Raw genomic sequence first — 15,060 nt, forward strand, 5'->3', positions numbered from 1 at the left:
GAACGATCACGCCGCCGGCGTGCCGCCTTCGGCCTCGGCTCGGGCCTGTTCAGCGGTCTTCTCGCGCGCATCGCGCTTTTCGGTGAACCACATGAACAGCAGCGTGCCCTCGTAAAGCGCAAGCAGCGGGATCGCGAGCAGCAGCTGCGAGACGACGTCCGGCGGGGTCGCCACGGCGGCGATGATGAAGATGCCGACGATGGCATAGCGGCGCGCGGCCACGCACTGGGCGCGGGTGATGATCCCGGCGCGGTTCAGCAGCATCAGCAGTACAGGCAGCAGGAAGCTGATGCCGAACGCGAGAATGAACTGCATGACCAGGGCGAGATAGTCGCCGGTTCCGGGCAGCGCCTCCAGCTTGAGACCGCCCTTCTGCCCTTCGAACCCGAGGAAGAAGTGGAATGCCGTCGGCATGACGACGTAATAGGCCAGCGCCGCGCCCATGGTGAACAGCACCGGTGTCGCCACCAGGAACGGCAGGAATGCCTTCTTTTCCTTGGCGTAGAGACCGGGCGCGACGAAGGCCCAGATCTGGTTGGCGATCACCGGGAAGCTGACGAAGAAGGCCGCGAACAGCGCGATCTTCACTTCCACGAAGAAGGCTTCGTAAAGCTTGGTGTAGATCAGCTTGCCTTGCCCGGGCGGGAAGGCTTCCGTCAGTGGGCGCACGAGGAACGAGAAGATGTCGCCCGAAAAGTAGAAGCAGATGCCGAAAGCCACTGCGAAAGCGAGGAAGGCACGCATCAGCCGCCCCCGCAGTTCGATCAGGTGATCGAGCAGCGGGGCCTGGGAGTCGTCAATGTCGGAGATGCGGAATGGCTGCATGGCGCGCTTCTATCAAGGCCGGGTAAGCGGCCGGGAAATCGGGGCAAACGATCAGGGCGGCGGCGGAGGGAGGTGCATTTCCGCTTGGGCCGAGGGCTTCTTCGCATCGGTGGGCAGAGCGGCGTCCTCAGACCTGGCATCTCGCTCTACCGCCGGCACATCGTCTGCCGCATGCGCCAGGGAAGGCGCCTCCGAACCGTTCGGGGCCTGCATCTGGTTGAGATCGGGCAGAACGGGGTTGGCCTTCATGATCGCCTCGTTCTGCTCTCGCCACTTGCGCTCCATCTCTTCCAGCTCGGCTTCGCGCACCATGGCGTCGATCCCCGATCGGAAATGACCGGAGATCTTGCGCATCTTGCCGATCCACCGCCCAGCCGTGCGCATCGCCATCGGCATGTCCTTGGGACCGATGACCACAACCGCCACGACGACGATCAGAAGCAGCTCTGAAGCACCTATATCGAACATGCGAGCGCGTTTCCGGCGCTAGCTTACGACTGCTCGGTCTTGTTCTCGGCCTTCGCCGGAGTGACCACCGGCGCATCGCCCTGCTGGGCGGTGATCTGCGGGGCAGGCGTGGAAGAAGCCTTGTTCTCTTCCTCGTTCATACCCTGCTTGAAGCTCTTGATGCCCTTGCCGAAATCACCCATGATTTCCGAAACGCGGCCGCGTCCGAACAGCACGAGCACGATCACCAGGACGATCATCCAGTGCCAGATCGAGAAGCTACCCATAACCTCAACTCCAAAAACCGTGCGACCGATTCCGGCCGCATGCACATCATCTAGGCACTTTACCGCGAACTTGCCAGTCCGTCATTGATCTGACCAAGTACGGTCGCTTGGCGGTCATCTTCTTGGAAGAGGTCCGGATCGCCAAGCTCTTCCGTCCCGTCGTCCAAAGCGTCATCGTCCTCGCCAGGAACTTTACCCGGGCGGAGGCCCGTCTGGATCATCTCGTCATCCACAGGATCGAGCAGGCCCGCCGCGCGCAGTTCTTCCAGGCCCGGCAGTTCGCGCAGCGATCCCAGGCCGAAATGCGCGAGGAAATCGGGCGTCGTGGCATAGATCACCGGGCGCCCCGGCACTTCCCGGCGGCCGGCGACACGCACCCAGCCCGCCTCCATCAGCACGTCGAGAGTGCCTTTGGCGGTCTGCACGCCGCGAATCGCTTCGATTTCCGCGCGGCTGACCGGCTCGTGATAGGCGACGATCGCCAGAACCTCGGTGGCCGCACGCGAGAGACGGCGCACGTCCTCCTTCTCTCGGCGCAGGAGGTGCGCGAGGTCGGGCGCGGTCTCGAAGTGCCAGCGCTTGCCGCGCTCCACCAGAAGTACGCCGCGCCCTTCGTACGCTGCGCGCAGGCGGGCGAGCGCCGGCCGCACGTCGGCCTGGCCGAGGTGGTTCGAAATCTGCTCGACCGTCAGCGGCTGCTCGGCGGCGAACAGCGTCGCCTCCACCGCGCGCGTAAGGTCGTCCATCGGTTCCGTCATCTTACTTACAGGCCTTGAGGCGAAGCGGACCGAAGGTCTGCTCCTGCGCGATCTCGGCCTTGCCGGTGCGCGCGAGTTCGAGGGCGGCGACGAAGCTGGAGGCCAGCGCCGAGCGGCGCAATTGCGGATTGGCCCAGCTTTCGTTCGCGGTGGGGAGAAAATCGCGCAGGTCCATCCAGTCGAGCGAAACGCCGAGCATGGAGGACACGCGCGCGATGGCGCTGTCCAGCGTCATGACCATGCGCTCGCGCACCATGTGGACCACCGGCTGGCTCCGCACTTTCACATCGCCATAGGCCCGCACGAGATCGTACCACGAGCACTGCCAGGCCGACTTGCGCTCCACCCGCAGGCCCTCCGGCGCACCGCGCAGGAACACGTCGCGGCCCAGCCGATCGCGCGCCATGAGCCGCGCCGCCGCCTCGCGCATCGCGCCGAGGCGTTGCAGGCGCAGTTGCAGGCGCATGGCCAGTTCTTCGGGACTGGGGTCTGCCTGCTCGTCCTTCGGCAACAGCAGCGCCGACTTCAGGTAGGCCAGCCAGGCCGCCATCACCAGATAGTCCGCCGCCAGTTCCAGCCGCAGCGCCTCGGCCTGCTCGATATAGTCGAGATAGGCCGCGACCAGTTCGAGGATGGAGATCCGCCGCAAGTCCACCTTCTGCCGACGCGCTAGGTCGAGGAGAAGGTCGAGCGGACCTTCCCAGCCGTCGATCTCCAGATAGAGCGCTTCCTTGCGCGCCTCGGTTCGCTCCTCGCCGTCCCACGCGGGATCGGAGCCGGTGCCTGAACCGGGTAGGCCCAGGGGAAGTTGAGGCGCTGTCGCCATGCTCAGGCCGCCAGCGCCAGCAAGGCGTCGCGCCGGGCGAGCAGTTCCGCATGGGTGCCCGTCGCCCTCGTGCCTGTCACCGAAGCCAGCGCGAGGTCCAGCTTTTCGGCGGTCTCGGCGCGCATGCCCGGAACGCGCTGGGCGATCCCGATCATGTCGTCCATCTTCGCCCAGCAGTTCAGGGCGAGATCGCACCCCGCCGTGATCGCTCGTTCCGCCAGTTCGGGCACGCTGCCCGAAAGCGCCTGCATGTCGAGATCGTCGCTCATCAGCAGGCCGGTGAAGCCGATGCGCTTGCGGATGATTTCGCGAACGACGAAGGGCGAGAGCGTTGCCGGGTTTTCGGCATCCCAAGCCGTATAGCGCACATGTGCGGTCATGCCGAAGGGCACGTCCTTGAGCGTGCGGAACGGCTGGATATCGCGTTCCAGTTCCGCCTCGCTCGCCTCCACGGTCGGGAGTTCCTTGTGGCTGTCCGCCATGGCGCGGCCGTGGCCGGGGATGTGCTTGACGCAGCCGACGATGCCCGCGCGCGCCAGCCCCTGAAGGGTCGCGCGGCCCAGCGCGGCGACGCGCATCGGATCGCCGCCGAACGAACGGTCGCCAACGATGTCATGCGCTCCGGTGTGGCGGAGGTCGAGCGGCGGGTGACAATCTGCCGTCACGCCCACTTCCGCAAGGTCCATCCCAAGCGCTTCGGCGTTGTCCCGCGCCGCCTCGATCGCGCTGGCAGGCGCAAGGTCGTAGAGCTTGTCGAAGACTTCGCCCGGCGGATAGGCGCACCACACCGGCGGCTTCATCCGCGCGACGCGGCCGCCTTCCTGGTCGATGGTGATGTAGAGCCGGTCGCGGCCATGGATCGCGCGCAGTTCATCCGTCAGCGCCCGCAACTGTTCGCGGTCTTGCACATTGCGGCCGAAGAGGATGTAGCCGGCCGGATCGGCATCGCGGAAGAACGCGCGCTCGTCGGCGCTGAGAGTCAGCCCGGAAAGGCCGAAGATGGCGGGTGTCATAATCGCGCTTGGTCGCAGGATTATGCGATTTTCGCAAGATTTGGGAACTTGGGAAGTGTGGAAAGGGGAAGACCTGGGGATGATGCCCCAGACCCTCGAAATGGCGGCCGTGCGCCCCGCCGATCTGCCCCGCGCTCCCTGCCGCCCTCGTCCTTGCGAGGACGCGAAGCCGACGCGGCAATCCAGAGCGGCGCGAACCGCCCCTGGATTGCGTCGCTACGCGCCCATTGACGAGCGAGGCAGCTTTACGGCTTGACCTGACAGCTCAGTCCGGCCGCCTTCATCCCGCTGCACAGCGCCCGCGCTGCCGCGAGATCGCCGGGTACGGCCTGGAGGCGGTAGACCTTGCCGATATCCGCCTGTCCTTCGACGATGCGATGGCTGACCCCGGAAAGCGCGGGATACTGCACTTTCAGCGCGTTCCAGCCCGCTTCCGCAGTAGGCTTCGAAGTATAGGCGCCGACCTGCACGCCCACCCCGGTCACCACCGGCTCCGGCTTGGCCGATTCGCTGGCCGAGGGCGACGGAGAGGGAGACGGCTGCGCCGGGGGCGGGTTGCCGGCCTGGTTCTGACCGATTTGGGGCATGCGGGTCTGGCCCTCGGCAACCGCGTAACTGGTATCGCCGGTGCCGGCCACGACGTCTCCGCCGGGGTTTTCCGGACGCGTCTTGTAAGGCTCCCTGGGCGCCTCGATCACGCCGCCGCTGGCTACCAGCGGCTCCGCCTTGTCGCGGGTGGCCCACCAGATGCCGCCGACGATCACCAGGATAGCGACCACGGCGAGCGCAATGAGGAGCAGGGTCTGCCCGGACCCGCCACCCTGCTGGTCCTCGAACTCCTCGTCCTCGCCTTCGAGCCAGGGCAGGCGCACGTCGCCATCACCGAGTTCCAGCTTGTTCGCAGGTTGGTCCGAACGCTCGAAACCGGCAGGAGAGCGCCCGGCGTTCAGGTCTCCGCCGTCCTGATTCTGCCCCCAGTTCGCCATGAGTTACATTTCCTCCACTGCCTCGACGCCGAGCAGCGCCAGGCCATTGCGGACAAGCTGCCCGATCTGCGCGGCCAGGAACAGCCGTGCGCCGGTCAGGTTAGCATCGGCAGCGTTAACGAAGCGCTTTTCCACGCGGTCGTTGCCGAGGTTCCAGTAGCCGTGGAAGGCCGCCGCGACATCGCCGAGGAAGAAGGCGATGCGGTGCGGCTCGCGCGCGGCGGCAGCGGCTTCGACGATGCGGGGGAACTGCGCGGCCAGCTTGACCAGCTCCAGTTCCTCTTCACCCAGCAGTTCAAGGTGCTCGCCCGAGGGAGTGAAGCCGCCCTCGGCCAGGCCCTTGCGCAAGGTCGAATGGACGCGGGCATTGGCGTACTGCACGTAGAACACCGGGTTGTCCTTCGAGGCTTCCACGACCTTGGCGAAGTCGAAGTCCATCTGCGCTTCCGGCTTGCGGGTCAGCATGGTGAAGCGCACCACGTCCTTGCCCACTTCGGTGACGACTTCGGCCAGCGTCACGAAGTTGCCCGAACGCTTGGACATCTTCACCGGCTCACCGTCGCGCAGCAGCTGCACCATCTGCACCAGCTTGATCTCGAAGGGCGTGGGTTCGCCATCGGCACCGGTCATGGCGGCGACGGCGGCCTTGATGCGCTTGACGGTGCCGGCGTGGTCGGCGCCCCAGATATCGACGAGCGCGTCGGCGTTTTGGGCCTTCTGGAAGTGATAGGCCAGATCGGCGCCGAAGTAGGTCCAGGTGCCGTCCGACTTCTTGATCGGGCGGTCCTGATCGTCACCGAACGCGGTCGACTTGAACAGCGGCAGTTCCACCGCTTCCCAATCCTCAAGCGTCTTGCCCTTGGGCGCTTCGAGTACGCCGTCGTAGACGAGGCCTTTGGCACGCAGCCATGCTTCCGCCTCATCCGGCTTGCCCGATGCCTGAAGCTCGGCTTCCGAGGAGAACAGGTCGTGATGGATGCCCAGCAGCGCGAGATCCTGCTTGATCATCACCAGCATGGCGGCAACGGCCTTTTCGCGGAACAGCGTCAGCCATTCCGACTCGGGAGCGGCCACGTATCTGGTGCCGAACTCGTCAGCGAGTTGCTGGCCGACCGGGATTAGGTAGTCGCCCGGGTAGAGGCCCTCGGGAATCGCGCCCACGGCTTCACCAAGCGCCTCGCGATAGCGGACGTGCGCCGAACGGGCGAGCACCTGAACCTGCGCACCGGCGTCGTTGACGTAATATTCCTTGATGACCTTGTGCCCGGCGAATTCGAGCAGCGTTGCCAGTGCATCGCCGACGACGGCACCGCGACAGTGGCCCATGTGCATCGGGCCGGTCGGGTTGGCCGAAACGTACTCGATATTGACGGTGGTGCCGCCACCGATGCTCGAACGGCCGTAATCGGCGCCCTGCGCGGCGATGGCGCGCAGTTCGGCCAGCCAGGTGGCCGACGAGAGGCGCAAGTTGATGAAGCCGGGCCCCGCGATCTCGGCAGAGGTCACCGAATCGAGCTTCGACAGTTCCACCACCAGCGCCTCGGCCAGATCGCGCGGCTTCATCCCGGCAGGCTTGGACAGCACCATCGCCGCATTGGTCGAGAGATCGCCGTGCGAGGCATCGCGTGGCGGCTCGACCGTAATCGCGCTTCGCTTCAACCCGCCGGGCAGCGTACCGGCTACTTCGAGCGCATCGAGCGCGGCGTTGAGGTGGCCTGCGAAGGCGGCGTAAAGGGTCTGGTTATCGCTCATGACGCGCGCGATTAGCCGGGAATCGCGGATAAACCAACCTCCGCTTCAAAATCGCCGGCAAATCCGCTAGGGGCGCGGCTATGCCCAGCCCCGTCCCTCCGCTTACGCCGACCATCGAGATTCCCAGGACCTACCGGGTCAAGAGCTTCGGCTGCCAGATGAACGTCTATGACGGCGAGCGCATGGCGGAACTGCTGGCCGAGCAGGGCATCGCCGCCGCACCGGAAGGCGAGGAGGCCGACCTGGTCGTGCTCAACACCTGCCATATCCGCGAGCGCGCGGCGGAGAAGGTCTTTTCCGACATCGGACGTCTGAAGCGCCAGGACGGCTCGACGCCGCTGATCGCGGTGGCCGGCTGCGTCGCGCAGGCCGAAGGTGACGAGATCATGAAACGTTCGCCCGCGGTCAAGATGGTTGTCGGTCCCCAGGCCTACCACCGGCTGCCCGAGATGATCCGCGTGGCCGCCGAAGGCAAGCGCATCACCGATACCGACATGCCGGCGGAAACCAAGTTCGACGCCCTTCCGCCCCGAGGACAAGGGGGTCGGCGCTCCGGCCCGACCGCCTTCCTCACCGTGCAGGAAGGCTGCGACAAGTTCTGCACCTACTGTGTCGTGCCCTATACGCGCGGCGCCGAAGTTTCCCGCCCCCATGCCGACCTGATCGACGAGGCGAAGCGGCTGGTCGATGCCGGGGCGCGCGAGATCACCCTGCTCGGGCAGAACGTGAATGCGTGGTACGGCAAGGATGCCAAGGGACGGAAGGTCGGCCTGGCCGGCCTGATCCGCGAACTGGCCGAGATCCCCGATCTCGCCCGCATCCGCTACACCACCAGCCACCCCAACGACATGACCGAGGCGCTGATCGTGGCGCATGGCGAGGTGGCCAAGCTGATGCCCTTCCTCCACCTGCCGGTTCAGGCGGGCAACGACCGCGTGCTCAAGGCGATGAATCGCAGCCACACCGCCGAAAGCTACCTCAAGATCCTCGACCGGGTGCGCGCGGTGCGGCCCGACATCGCACTTTCAGGCGACTTCATCGTCGGCTTCCCCGGCGAGACCGACGCCGAGTTCGAGGATACGCTCAGGCTGGTCGACGCGGTCGGCTATGCCCAGTGCTTCAGCTTCAAGTATTCGCCCCGCGCCGGCACGCCTGCCGCGACGATGGACGACCAAGTCGCGCCCGCAGTGATGGACGAGCGGCTCCAGCGCCTCCAGGCTGCGGTCAACCGAGACCAGTATGCCTTCAACAAGGCTACGGTAGGACGAACCTGCGAAGTCCTGGTGGAGCGCAAGGGCAAGCTTCCGGGGCAATGGCTGGGCAAGTCGCCGTGGCTGCAGTCGGTTCACTTCGTCGGTGAGGCCGCCGTGGGCGACGTCGTCACCGTGGAATTGACGGAAGCAGGCGCGAACTCTCTGTCCGCCAGGTTGCTGAGCACCGTTCCGGCGTGACCCGGAGGCAATCGCTGGTTCTCGTTCCGGGTCTGTCCTGCGACCGCCACGTCTGGCAGGCGCAGATCGCCGGCCTTTGCGACATCGCGGAGATTTCCGTCGGCGATACGCTGAAGGACGATTCGATCGCGCTCATGGCCAGCCGCGTGCTCGACACGGCCCCGGATCGGTTCGCCATCGCGGGGTTCTCGATGGGCGGCTACGTGGCCATGGAGATCTGGCGCCGCGCGCCGGAGCGCGTCACCCGTCTCGCCCTCGTCGCCACCAATGCCCGCGCCGATACCGGAGAGCAGGCAGCGCTGCGCCGCGCCGCTATAGCCACGGCCCGTGCGCGCGGCTTCGAGCATGTGCTGCGCGGCTCGTTGCGCCAGCTGGTCGCGCCGGACTGTCCGGAGCCGCTGTTCGAGGAGGTGGTGCAGATGGCCCTGCGCGTCGGCTTCGGCACCTACATGGACCAGCAGGCCGCCATCATCGACCGCGCCGATTCGCTGGAGACGCTCGGCACGGTCACCGTTCCGGCGATGGTCATGGTCGGAGAAGCGGATGCCCTCACCCCGCCGCGACTGGCCGAGGAAATGGTGCAAGCGCTGCCCGGCTCCGCCTACGAGATTATTTCCGACGCCGGGCACATGGTGCCGATGGAGCAGCCGGACGCGGTCAATGCCGCCTTCCGCCGGTGGCTTGAGGGTTAGACCTCCGTTTTCGATCCTCGGTCCTGGCGCCGCCTCTACCCACAACTGCCGTCATCCAGGCGTTGGGCGCGAAACACACCCGCCCGCCGCTCAATCCAGCGGCTTCAGCGCATCTTCCGTGATCAGCGGCTTGCTTATCGGAGCGGCATCGGCGCTCACTTCCACGCTGGCATTGCCGGGGTAGCGGCTGCCAGTGAAGCGCAGGCGCGAGATGCCTTCCGTCATGCCGCCCCCCGAAACGCTCACCGCCAGATCGCGCCAGCCGTGAGACTTGCTGTCCAGCACGCCGACCGGAAGCTGCACCACGCTGGTCTCGCTCACCTGGATCAGATCGCCGCCCTCGCGCTTGAGCACCGCGAGGTTGCAGCCACCGGTGCCGCAGAACATCGGCCCGCCGAGATAGACCAGCACTTCCGGCGTGCCGTCACCGTCGAGGTCGGTCTCCGCCGCGGCGTATTGCAGCTGGCCAAGATCGCTGGAGACGGCGTCCTTGTGGTTGGCGCGGATCCAGTCTTCCGCCGTCATCGGCGCAGGCTGGCTGACCTCTTCCACCGGCTCGGCGCTGGAGGTCGGCTCGGGCGGCGCCGCGTCCTTCTTGCAGGCGGCCAGCGACAGGCCGAGGGCGAGGAGCGGTGCGAATGCCAGAACCGTCCTGGCGGAAGATGTCCTTCTCATGGGCCGAGGCTAGCCGCTTGTTCGCCTTCGCCGCAAGCCCGCTTCATCGCGTGGCCGACACGTTCCAAAGGCGCCACACATGCCAAAGAGCCCCCGGCATGCGCCGGAGGCTCCTCGCGACCCGCCGGGGGACTCGGCGGTTGTAGAAGGTTGACGGCTTACCAGAAGAAGCCGTTGTTGACGGCGACTACACGGCCATTTCGCATGTTCACCATGACTACGTCGTTGCCGTAGCGAACCCAGCGGTGGCCGGCGCGCGGCGCGGGAAGGCGGTAGCGGCCATAGTCGTTCACCCAGTAGCGGCTGCCGTAGTACGAAGGCTGGAAGCGGTGGCCTACGGCGACCGGGCGGTACTGGTAGCCGCGCGGCCCGACATAGGCAGGACGGCGGAAGTCGTTGCGATGGCTCTTGCGGTAGTCGCGCCAGTCGCCCCGCAGTTCGCGGCGGGAATCGTTCAGATCGCGGCGCGCCTCACGAACGTCGCGGCGATCGCCGTAGCGCTGGGCCTGGCGCAGCTTGCGTTCGTCGTGGCGGACGTCGCGGGCGCTTTCACGGACTTCGCGGGCGCTCTGGGCCGAGGCCATGGTGGGAACCGCCACGGTGGGAACGATAACGCTTGCTGCCAGGGCGGCCATGATGAACTTGCGCATTGTGTTTCTCCTTGAACCGATCGAGCTGAAAACCTGAAGGCTTCTGCCCGGTCTGTGAGTTCAGGTTTGCACTCCGCAAGCTGAACGAACTTAAAATGTTGTTTGCAGGAAAATTTCAGGTTTGTCTTAGCCCTGCGACAAATCCGCAAGGACCGCGCCGAAACGCCCCTTTATCCCCGATGAGCTGCGCATTTTTCCGCTAGGCGGATCTTGCAGGAAGCGATGCGCGGAGCCATCTTCGAGACAGAATGAATGCATCCTCATCTGAAAGGAGCACATGGCCCGCAAAGCAGCACGCGCCGGTGAAGCGGCGCAGTTCAGGCCCGAAGCACACCGCCGGGCGCGTGTCGAAGTCGAGTTCGACGAGCAGACTTTGCTGGGGGCCTTGTTCGGCCAGTTCGACGCCAATCTCGTCCAGGTCGAAAATCGCCTCGGCGTCTACATTGCCGCACGCGGCAACAAGATCCAGATCGAAGGCCCCGAAGATGCCGTCGCCCGCGCAAGGGATACGCTCAAAAGCATGTATCACCGGCTGGAGCAGGGCCAGGCTCTCGATTCCGGCGCGGTGGAGGCCCTGATCGTCATGTCGGCCGAACCCACGCTGGAGGGCATCATCTCCGGCGACACCGGCGCGCCGCCGATCATGATCCGCACCCGCCGCAAGACGATCGTGCCGCGTTCCGCGATGCAGATCGAGTACATGCGCGCGCTCGCCCGATCGGATGTGATTTTCGCGCTGGGCCCGGCGGGCACGGGCAAGACCTACCTCGCGGTGGCGCAGGCGGTCAGTCAGCTCATGACCGGCTCCGTCCAGCGCCTGATTCTCTCCCGTCCGGCTGTGGAAGCGGGCGAGAAGCTGGGATTCCTGCCCGGCGACATGAAGGACAAGGTCGATCCCTACCTGCGCCCGCTGTACGACGCACTCTACGACTGCATGCCGCCCGAACAGGTGGAACGCCGTCTTGCCTCGGGAGAGATCGAGATCGCGCCGATCGCCTTTATGCGCGGCCGCACGCTGGCCGACGCCTTCGTCATCCTCGACGAAGCGCAGAACACCACGCGCGAGCAGATGAAGATGTTCCTCACCCGCTTCGGCCAGAACAGCCGCATGGTCGTCTGCGGCGACCCCCGGCAGGTCGACATCCCCGGCGGCGACCGCATGAGCGGCCTTGCCGACGCGGTCAGCCGGCTGGAGGGCGTTGAGGGCATCGACGTCACCCGCTTCACCGTGCAGGACGTCGTCCGCCACCCGATCGTCGGCCGCATCGTCGAAGCCTACGAAGGACCTTACGTGGACCCTTCGGACAAAAAGGGCGAGTAGCTTCTCGGCTGGAATTGCGCCAAAGGGCCAGGGATGGATCTCGAAATCGATATCGAAGCCCCCTGGCCCGGCAGCACCGACTGGGCCGACCTTGCCGAAGCCGCGCTCGAGGCCCTGGTTCAGGTGGCCCCGGAACTCGACAATCCGCGGCTCATCGCCAGCCTGCTGTTCACCTCGGACGCCGAAGTCCATGTGCTGAACCGCGAATGGCGTGCCAAGGACAAGCCGACCAACGTGCTGTCCTTCCCCATGCTCGAACGCGCCGCCCTGCTCGATCTCGCGCCCGATGGGCCGCCGGAGATGCTGGGCGATCTCGCCCTCGCCTTCGAGACTTGCGCCCGGGAAGCCGAGGAAAAGAACGTGCCGGTGCAGCACCACGCCAGCCACCTGATCGTCCACGGCCTGCTCCACCTCGCCGGGCTCGACCACGAGATTTCGGACGAGGACGCCGAGGCGATGGAGGCTTTGGAAACAAAGGCTCTTGCCCTCATCGGCATTGCCGACCCATATGGCGACAGAACTTAACCTTACAGGGGTAACACAGGACGATGGCCGACAATGGCCGCCACACCGAGTCCGGCTCGGGAGACGGGGACAGTACCGGCACGCTCTGGCGTGTTTTCCGGAGGCTTTTCCAGAACGACGGCGATCAGTCGCTTCGCGCGCAGATCGAAGGCGTCATCAACGAACATGAGAGCGATGCCGAGGACGAGGCCCGCGCGCGCGGCGACCTTTCCTCGATCGAGCGGCAGATGCTGCGCAACCTGCTCCACTTCAGCGAGCACGATGCGGACGACATCGCGGTGCCGCGCAGCGAGATCGTGGCGATTCCCGCCTCGGCCAGCTGGGCCGAAGTGGTCGAGGCCTTTGCCGAACATGGCCACAGCCGCATGCCCGTCTACGGGGATTCGCTCGACGCGATAAAGGGCATGATCCACATCAAGGACGTGTTCCCCATCCTGGCGCGCGGGGAGCAGCCGCCCGAGGACTGGTCCACCCTGCTGCGCCAGCCGCTCTACGTGCCCCAGGCCCGCGGCGCGCTGGACGTACTGGCCGACATGCGCGCCCAGCGCACGCACCTGGCCGTCGTGATCGACGAGTACAGCGGCACCGACGGGATCATCACCATCGAGGACCTTGTCGAGGAAATCGTGGGCAACATCGAGGATGAGCACGACGACGCCCCCGAAGAGTTGCTAATTTCGCAAGAGAACGGTATCTGGGACGCCGACGCCCGCGTCGAGCTTGATGATGTGGCAGAGCGGATCGACCCGCGCCTCGCCGAAGTCGAGGAAGCGGTGGACACCCTGGGCGGCCTCGCTTTCGTGCTGGCCGGTCAGGTTCCGGCGGTCGGCACGGTCCTGGAGCACGACAGCGGCTGGCGCATCGAAGTCACCGATGGCGACGAGCGCCGGGTCACGCGGCTGAGGCTGCATCCGCCGATCACGGAAGTGGTCGAAGAGACAGATTGAACCTCGAAGCCGCCTTGATCGGCGGCCTCGACACCCCAAGTGAAAAGACGAGACATTGCCAGTACGCCGACTACCCCCCCTGCGCGCGCTTGAAGCCTTCGTTCGCGTCGTCCGCCTCGGTTCGGCCAAGGCCGCCGCCAACGAGCTGGCGCTCAGCCCTTCGGCACTGTCGCGCCGGGTCGCCGCGCTGGAGGACTTCACCGGCAAGCGTCTCTTCACCCGCCAGCACCAGTCGATGAAGCTGACGGACGAAGGCCAGGCCTTCTACAACGTCGTCGGCCCCAAGCTGGAAGAACTGGCCGAAGCTGTGGAATCGCAGATCGATCGCGGCCAGGTACTCCGCCTGCACCTGGGCGTGCCATCGCTGTTCGGCGGCCAGCGCCTGTTCCCGCGCCTGCCGGAACTGCGCAAGCTGCACCCGCGCCTGCATATCGACATCGACACCGGCGCCCATCTGGAAGACCGCGTCGGCGACACGCTGGACGCGGCGATCATCCTCTCGCCCGAGCCGGACCCGGCCTACTATCGCATCCAGCTCGACCACAACAAGGTCTACGCCATCACCTCGCAGGAGATGGCGCGCGAGATCGGCACCGTTCCGGACGAGGCGATCCTCTCCAAGCAGACGTTCCTGATCCACCAGGACCTGCCGCAGAGCCTGGATGCCTGGAAGAGCGCGATCGGTCTGGAAAAGCTGGAACCGGCCTCGGTCGACCGCTTCGACTCTGGCCAGCTGGTGCTCGAAGCCGCCGCCCAGGGCCTCGGCATCGCGATCATGCACGACGACCACTTCCGTCGCAGCCACGACAACCGCCTGGCGCGGCTGTTCGACATCGACGTCGAGAGCCCCTACCGCTACTGGTTCGTCTGCAAGCCCAAGGCGCTAGAATCGCGCCCCGTGCGCATCTTCCACGAGTGGCTGCTGCAAGCCGGGCTGTAACGGCTCCGGGCGCCGCCCCCTCCGGGCGGCGCTTTTGCGACATAACAGGCGATTTCATTCCCCTGGCAGGTGCTTCGCGGTATGATCCCGGAACTTTTCGACCTGTCTGGGGGCTCCGCCATGCGTTTCGTCTTCTTCACCGCTGCCGCCGCAGCCGCTATCGCCTCGGCCACGCCGGGCCGCGCCGCCGAACCTGTCCAGACGGTGTCTGCTGCGCCGGTGACTGACCCCGCGCGCATCGCCGCCGCCCGCCAAACGGTGGACCACGTATTCCCATTGGGAACCTACGCCCGCCTGATGAACGGCACGCTCGACAAGATGATGGATTCCATCATGGACTCCACGATGAAGCTGCCGCTCAAGCAGCTTGCGGGCCTCGGCGGCGTGAACACGGAGGATCTGGGCGAGGCTTCGATGGCCGAGATCATGGAAATCTACGACCCTGCCTTCAAACAGCGGATGCAGGTTTCCACGCGCACCATGATGAGCGAGATGATCCCGCTGATGACCCAGGTCGAACCTGATATCCGGGAAGGCCTGACGCAGGCCTATGCCGGCAGGTATACAGCCACCCAGCTGACCGAGCTGAACGCCTTCTTCGCGACGCCGACCGGCAAAGTCTACGCCGCCGATTCCTACCTCATCATGATGTCGCCGGAAGTCATGGCGAAGATGCAGGGCTTCGTGCCCAAGCTGACGGAGCAGATGCCCGCCATCGTGGAAAAGGTGAAGGCCGCCAGCGCCGGATTGCCGGAGCCGCGTGCCTATGGGGATCTTTCGAAAGCCGAAAAGGCCCGTCTCGCCAAGCTGCTGGGCGTTTCGGAGGAACAGCTCGAAAAGAATGAGAAGGCCAAGAAGGTGGAGTAGGTCCATCCACGTCGTGGTCCCGGACTTGATCCGGGACCGCTGGCCATGAACAGCCCAGCTCGAAACAGTGCGACCCGGCGCTAGCTTGCGCCTAAGGA

Annotated in this window: 17 protein-coding genes; 7 read left to right on the forward strand and 10 right to left on the reverse strand. The window is 65.8% G+C overall.

Annotation, left to right across the window (positions count from 1 at the left end; translation table 11 throughout):
• Positions 1 to 6: 6 nt before the first annotated feature.
• The 8 genes from tatC to argS all read right to left on the reverse strand — a co-directional run bounded on the left by tatC (position 7) and on the right by argS (position 6,894).
• Positions 7 to 825, reverse strand: a complete 819-nt coding sequence (tatC, locus tag L284_RS34725; protein WP_021233911.1) for a twin-arginine translocase subunit TatC — start codon at positions 823 to 825, stop codon at positions 7 to 9.
• Positions 826 to 876: 51 nt separating this feature from the next.
• Complete coding sequence (gene tatB / locus L284_RS34730; RefSeq protein ID WP_021233912.1) at positions 877 to 1,293, reverse strand: Sec-independent protein translocase protein TatB; 417 nt, start codon at positions 1,291 to 1,293, stop codon at positions 877 to 879.
• Between the two features lie 23 nt (positions 1,294 to 1,316).
• Positions 1,317 to 1,559 (reverse strand): twin-arginine translocase TatA/TatE family subunit, encoded by a 243-nt coding sequence (locus tag L284_RS34735; protein ID WP_021233913.1) that lies wholly within the window; start codon positions 1,557 to 1,559, stop codon positions 1,317 to 1,319.
• Positions 1,560 to 1,618: 59 nt separating this feature from the next.
• The gene (gene scpB, locus L284_RS34740) at positions 1,619 to 2,317 is read right to left on the reverse strand and encodes an SMC-Scp complex subunit ScpB (RefSeq protein ID WP_021233914.1); all 699 of its coding nucleotides are present in this window, start codon (positions 2,315 to 2,317) and stop codon (positions 1,619 to 1,621) included.
• A 1-nt stretch (position 2,318) separates the two neighbouring features.
• Positions 2,319 to 3,143 carry a segregation and condensation protein A gene (locus tag L284_RS34745; protein WP_021233915.1) on the reverse strand — a complete coding sequence of 275 codons (825 nt, stop codon included), beginning with the start codon at positions 3,141 to 3,143 and terminating at the stop codon, positions 2,319 to 2,321.
• 2 nt (positions 3,144 to 3,145) lie between these two features.
• Complete coding sequence (gene nagZ / locus L284_RS34750) at positions 3,146 to 4,156, reverse strand: beta-N-acetylhexosaminidase (protein WP_021233916.1); 1,011 nt, start codon at positions 4,154 to 4,156, stop codon at positions 3,146 to 3,148.
• A gap of 245 nt (positions 4,157 to 4,401) precedes the next feature.
• Positions 4,402 to 5,142, reverse strand: coding sequence for an SPOR domain-containing protein (locus L284_RS34755; RefSeq protein WP_021233917.1), 741 nt, complete (start codon positions 5,140 to 5,142; stop codon positions 4,402 to 4,404).
• 3 nt (positions 5,143 to 5,145) lie between these two features.
• Complete coding sequence (gene argS, locus L284_RS34760; protein ID WP_021233918.1) at positions 5,146 to 6,894, reverse strand: arginine--tRNA ligase; 1,749 nt, start codon at positions 6,892 to 6,894, stop codon at positions 5,146 to 5,148.
• Positions 6,895 to 6,974: 80 nt separating this feature from the next.
• Here argS and miaB point away from each other — a divergent pair, with 80 nt between their 5' ends.
• Both miaB and L284_RS34770 read left to right on the forward strand, forming a co-directional pair.
• Entirely contained in the window at positions 6,975 to 8,345 is a 1,371-nt protein-coding gene (gene miaB / locus L284_RS34765) for a tRNA (N6-isopentenyl adenosine(37)-C2)-methylthiotransferase MiaB (protein ID WP_021233919.1), read from the forward strand.
• On the forward strand, positions 8,342 to 9,037 hold the full coding sequence (locus L284_RS34770; protein WP_021233920.1) for an alpha/beta fold hydrolase: 696 nt from the start codon (positions 8,342 to 8,344) through the stop codon (positions 9,035 to 9,037). The genes miaB and L284_RS34770 overlap by 4 nt, the downstream gene beginning before the upstream one ends.
• A 90-nt stretch (positions 9,038 to 9,127) precedes the next feature.
• Here L284_RS34770 and L284_RS34775 read toward each other — a convergent pair whose 3' ends face one another.
• Together L284_RS34775 and L284_RS34780 are read right to left on the reverse strand one after the other, a co-directional pair.
• On the reverse strand, positions 9,128 to 9,712 hold the full coding sequence (locus L284_RS34775; RefSeq protein WP_021233921.1) for a hypothetical protein: 585 nt from the start codon (positions 9,710 to 9,712) through the stop codon (positions 9,128 to 9,130).
• 158 nt (positions 9,713 to 9,870) lie between these two features.
• Positions 9,871 to 10,362: an RcnB family protein gene (locus tag L284_RS34780; protein ID WP_021233922.1), complete on the reverse strand. Its 492-nt coding sequence runs from the start codon at positions 10,360 to 10,362 to the stop codon at positions 9,871 to 9,873.
• A 277-nt stretch (positions 10,363 to 10,639) separates the two neighbouring features.
• Here L284_RS34780 and L284_RS34785 point away from each other — a divergent pair, with 277 nt between their 5' ends.
• The 5 genes from L284_RS34785 (at position 10,640) to L284_RS34805 (ending at position 14,962) form a co-directional block, all read left to right on the forward strand.
• On the forward strand, positions 10,640 to 11,683 hold the full coding sequence (locus tag L284_RS34785; protein WP_021233923.1) for a PhoH family protein: 1,044 nt from the start codon (positions 10,640 to 10,642) through the stop codon (positions 11,681 to 11,683).
• Positions 11,684 to 11,716: 33 nt separating this feature from the next.
• Complete coding sequence (gene ybeY / locus L284_RS34790) at positions 11,717 to 12,208, forward strand: rRNA maturation RNase YbeY (RefSeq protein ID WP_021233924.1); 492 nt, start codon at positions 11,717 to 11,719, stop codon at positions 12,206 to 12,208.
• Between the two features lie 23 nt (positions 12,209 to 12,231).
• Entirely contained in the window at positions 12,232 to 13,155 is a 924-nt protein-coding gene (locus tag L284_RS34795) for a hemolysin family protein (protein WP_021233925.1), read from the forward strand.
• Between the two features lie 55 nt (positions 13,156 to 13,210).
• Positions 13,211 to 14,095, forward strand: coding sequence for a LysR substrate-binding domain-containing protein (locus L284_RS34800; protein WP_021233926.1), 885 nt, complete (start codon positions 13,211 to 13,213; stop codon positions 14,093 to 14,095).
• An 81-nt stretch (positions 14,096 to 14,176) separates the two neighbouring features.
• Positions 14,177 to 14,962 carry a DUF2059 domain-containing protein gene (locus L284_RS34805; RefSeq protein ID WP_021233927.1) on the forward strand — a complete coding sequence of 262 codons (786 nt, stop codon included), beginning with the start codon at positions 14,177 to 14,179 and terminating at the stop codon, positions 14,960 to 14,962.
• The last annotated feature ends 98 nt before the right edge of the window (positions 14,963 to 15,060 follow it).

It is taken from the genome of Novosphingobium lindaniclasticum LE124, assembly GCF_000445125.1.
Taxonomy (GTDB): domain Bacteria; phylum Pseudomonadota; class Alphaproteobacteria; order Sphingomonadales; family Sphingomonadaceae; genus Novosphingobium; species Novosphingobium lindaniclasticum.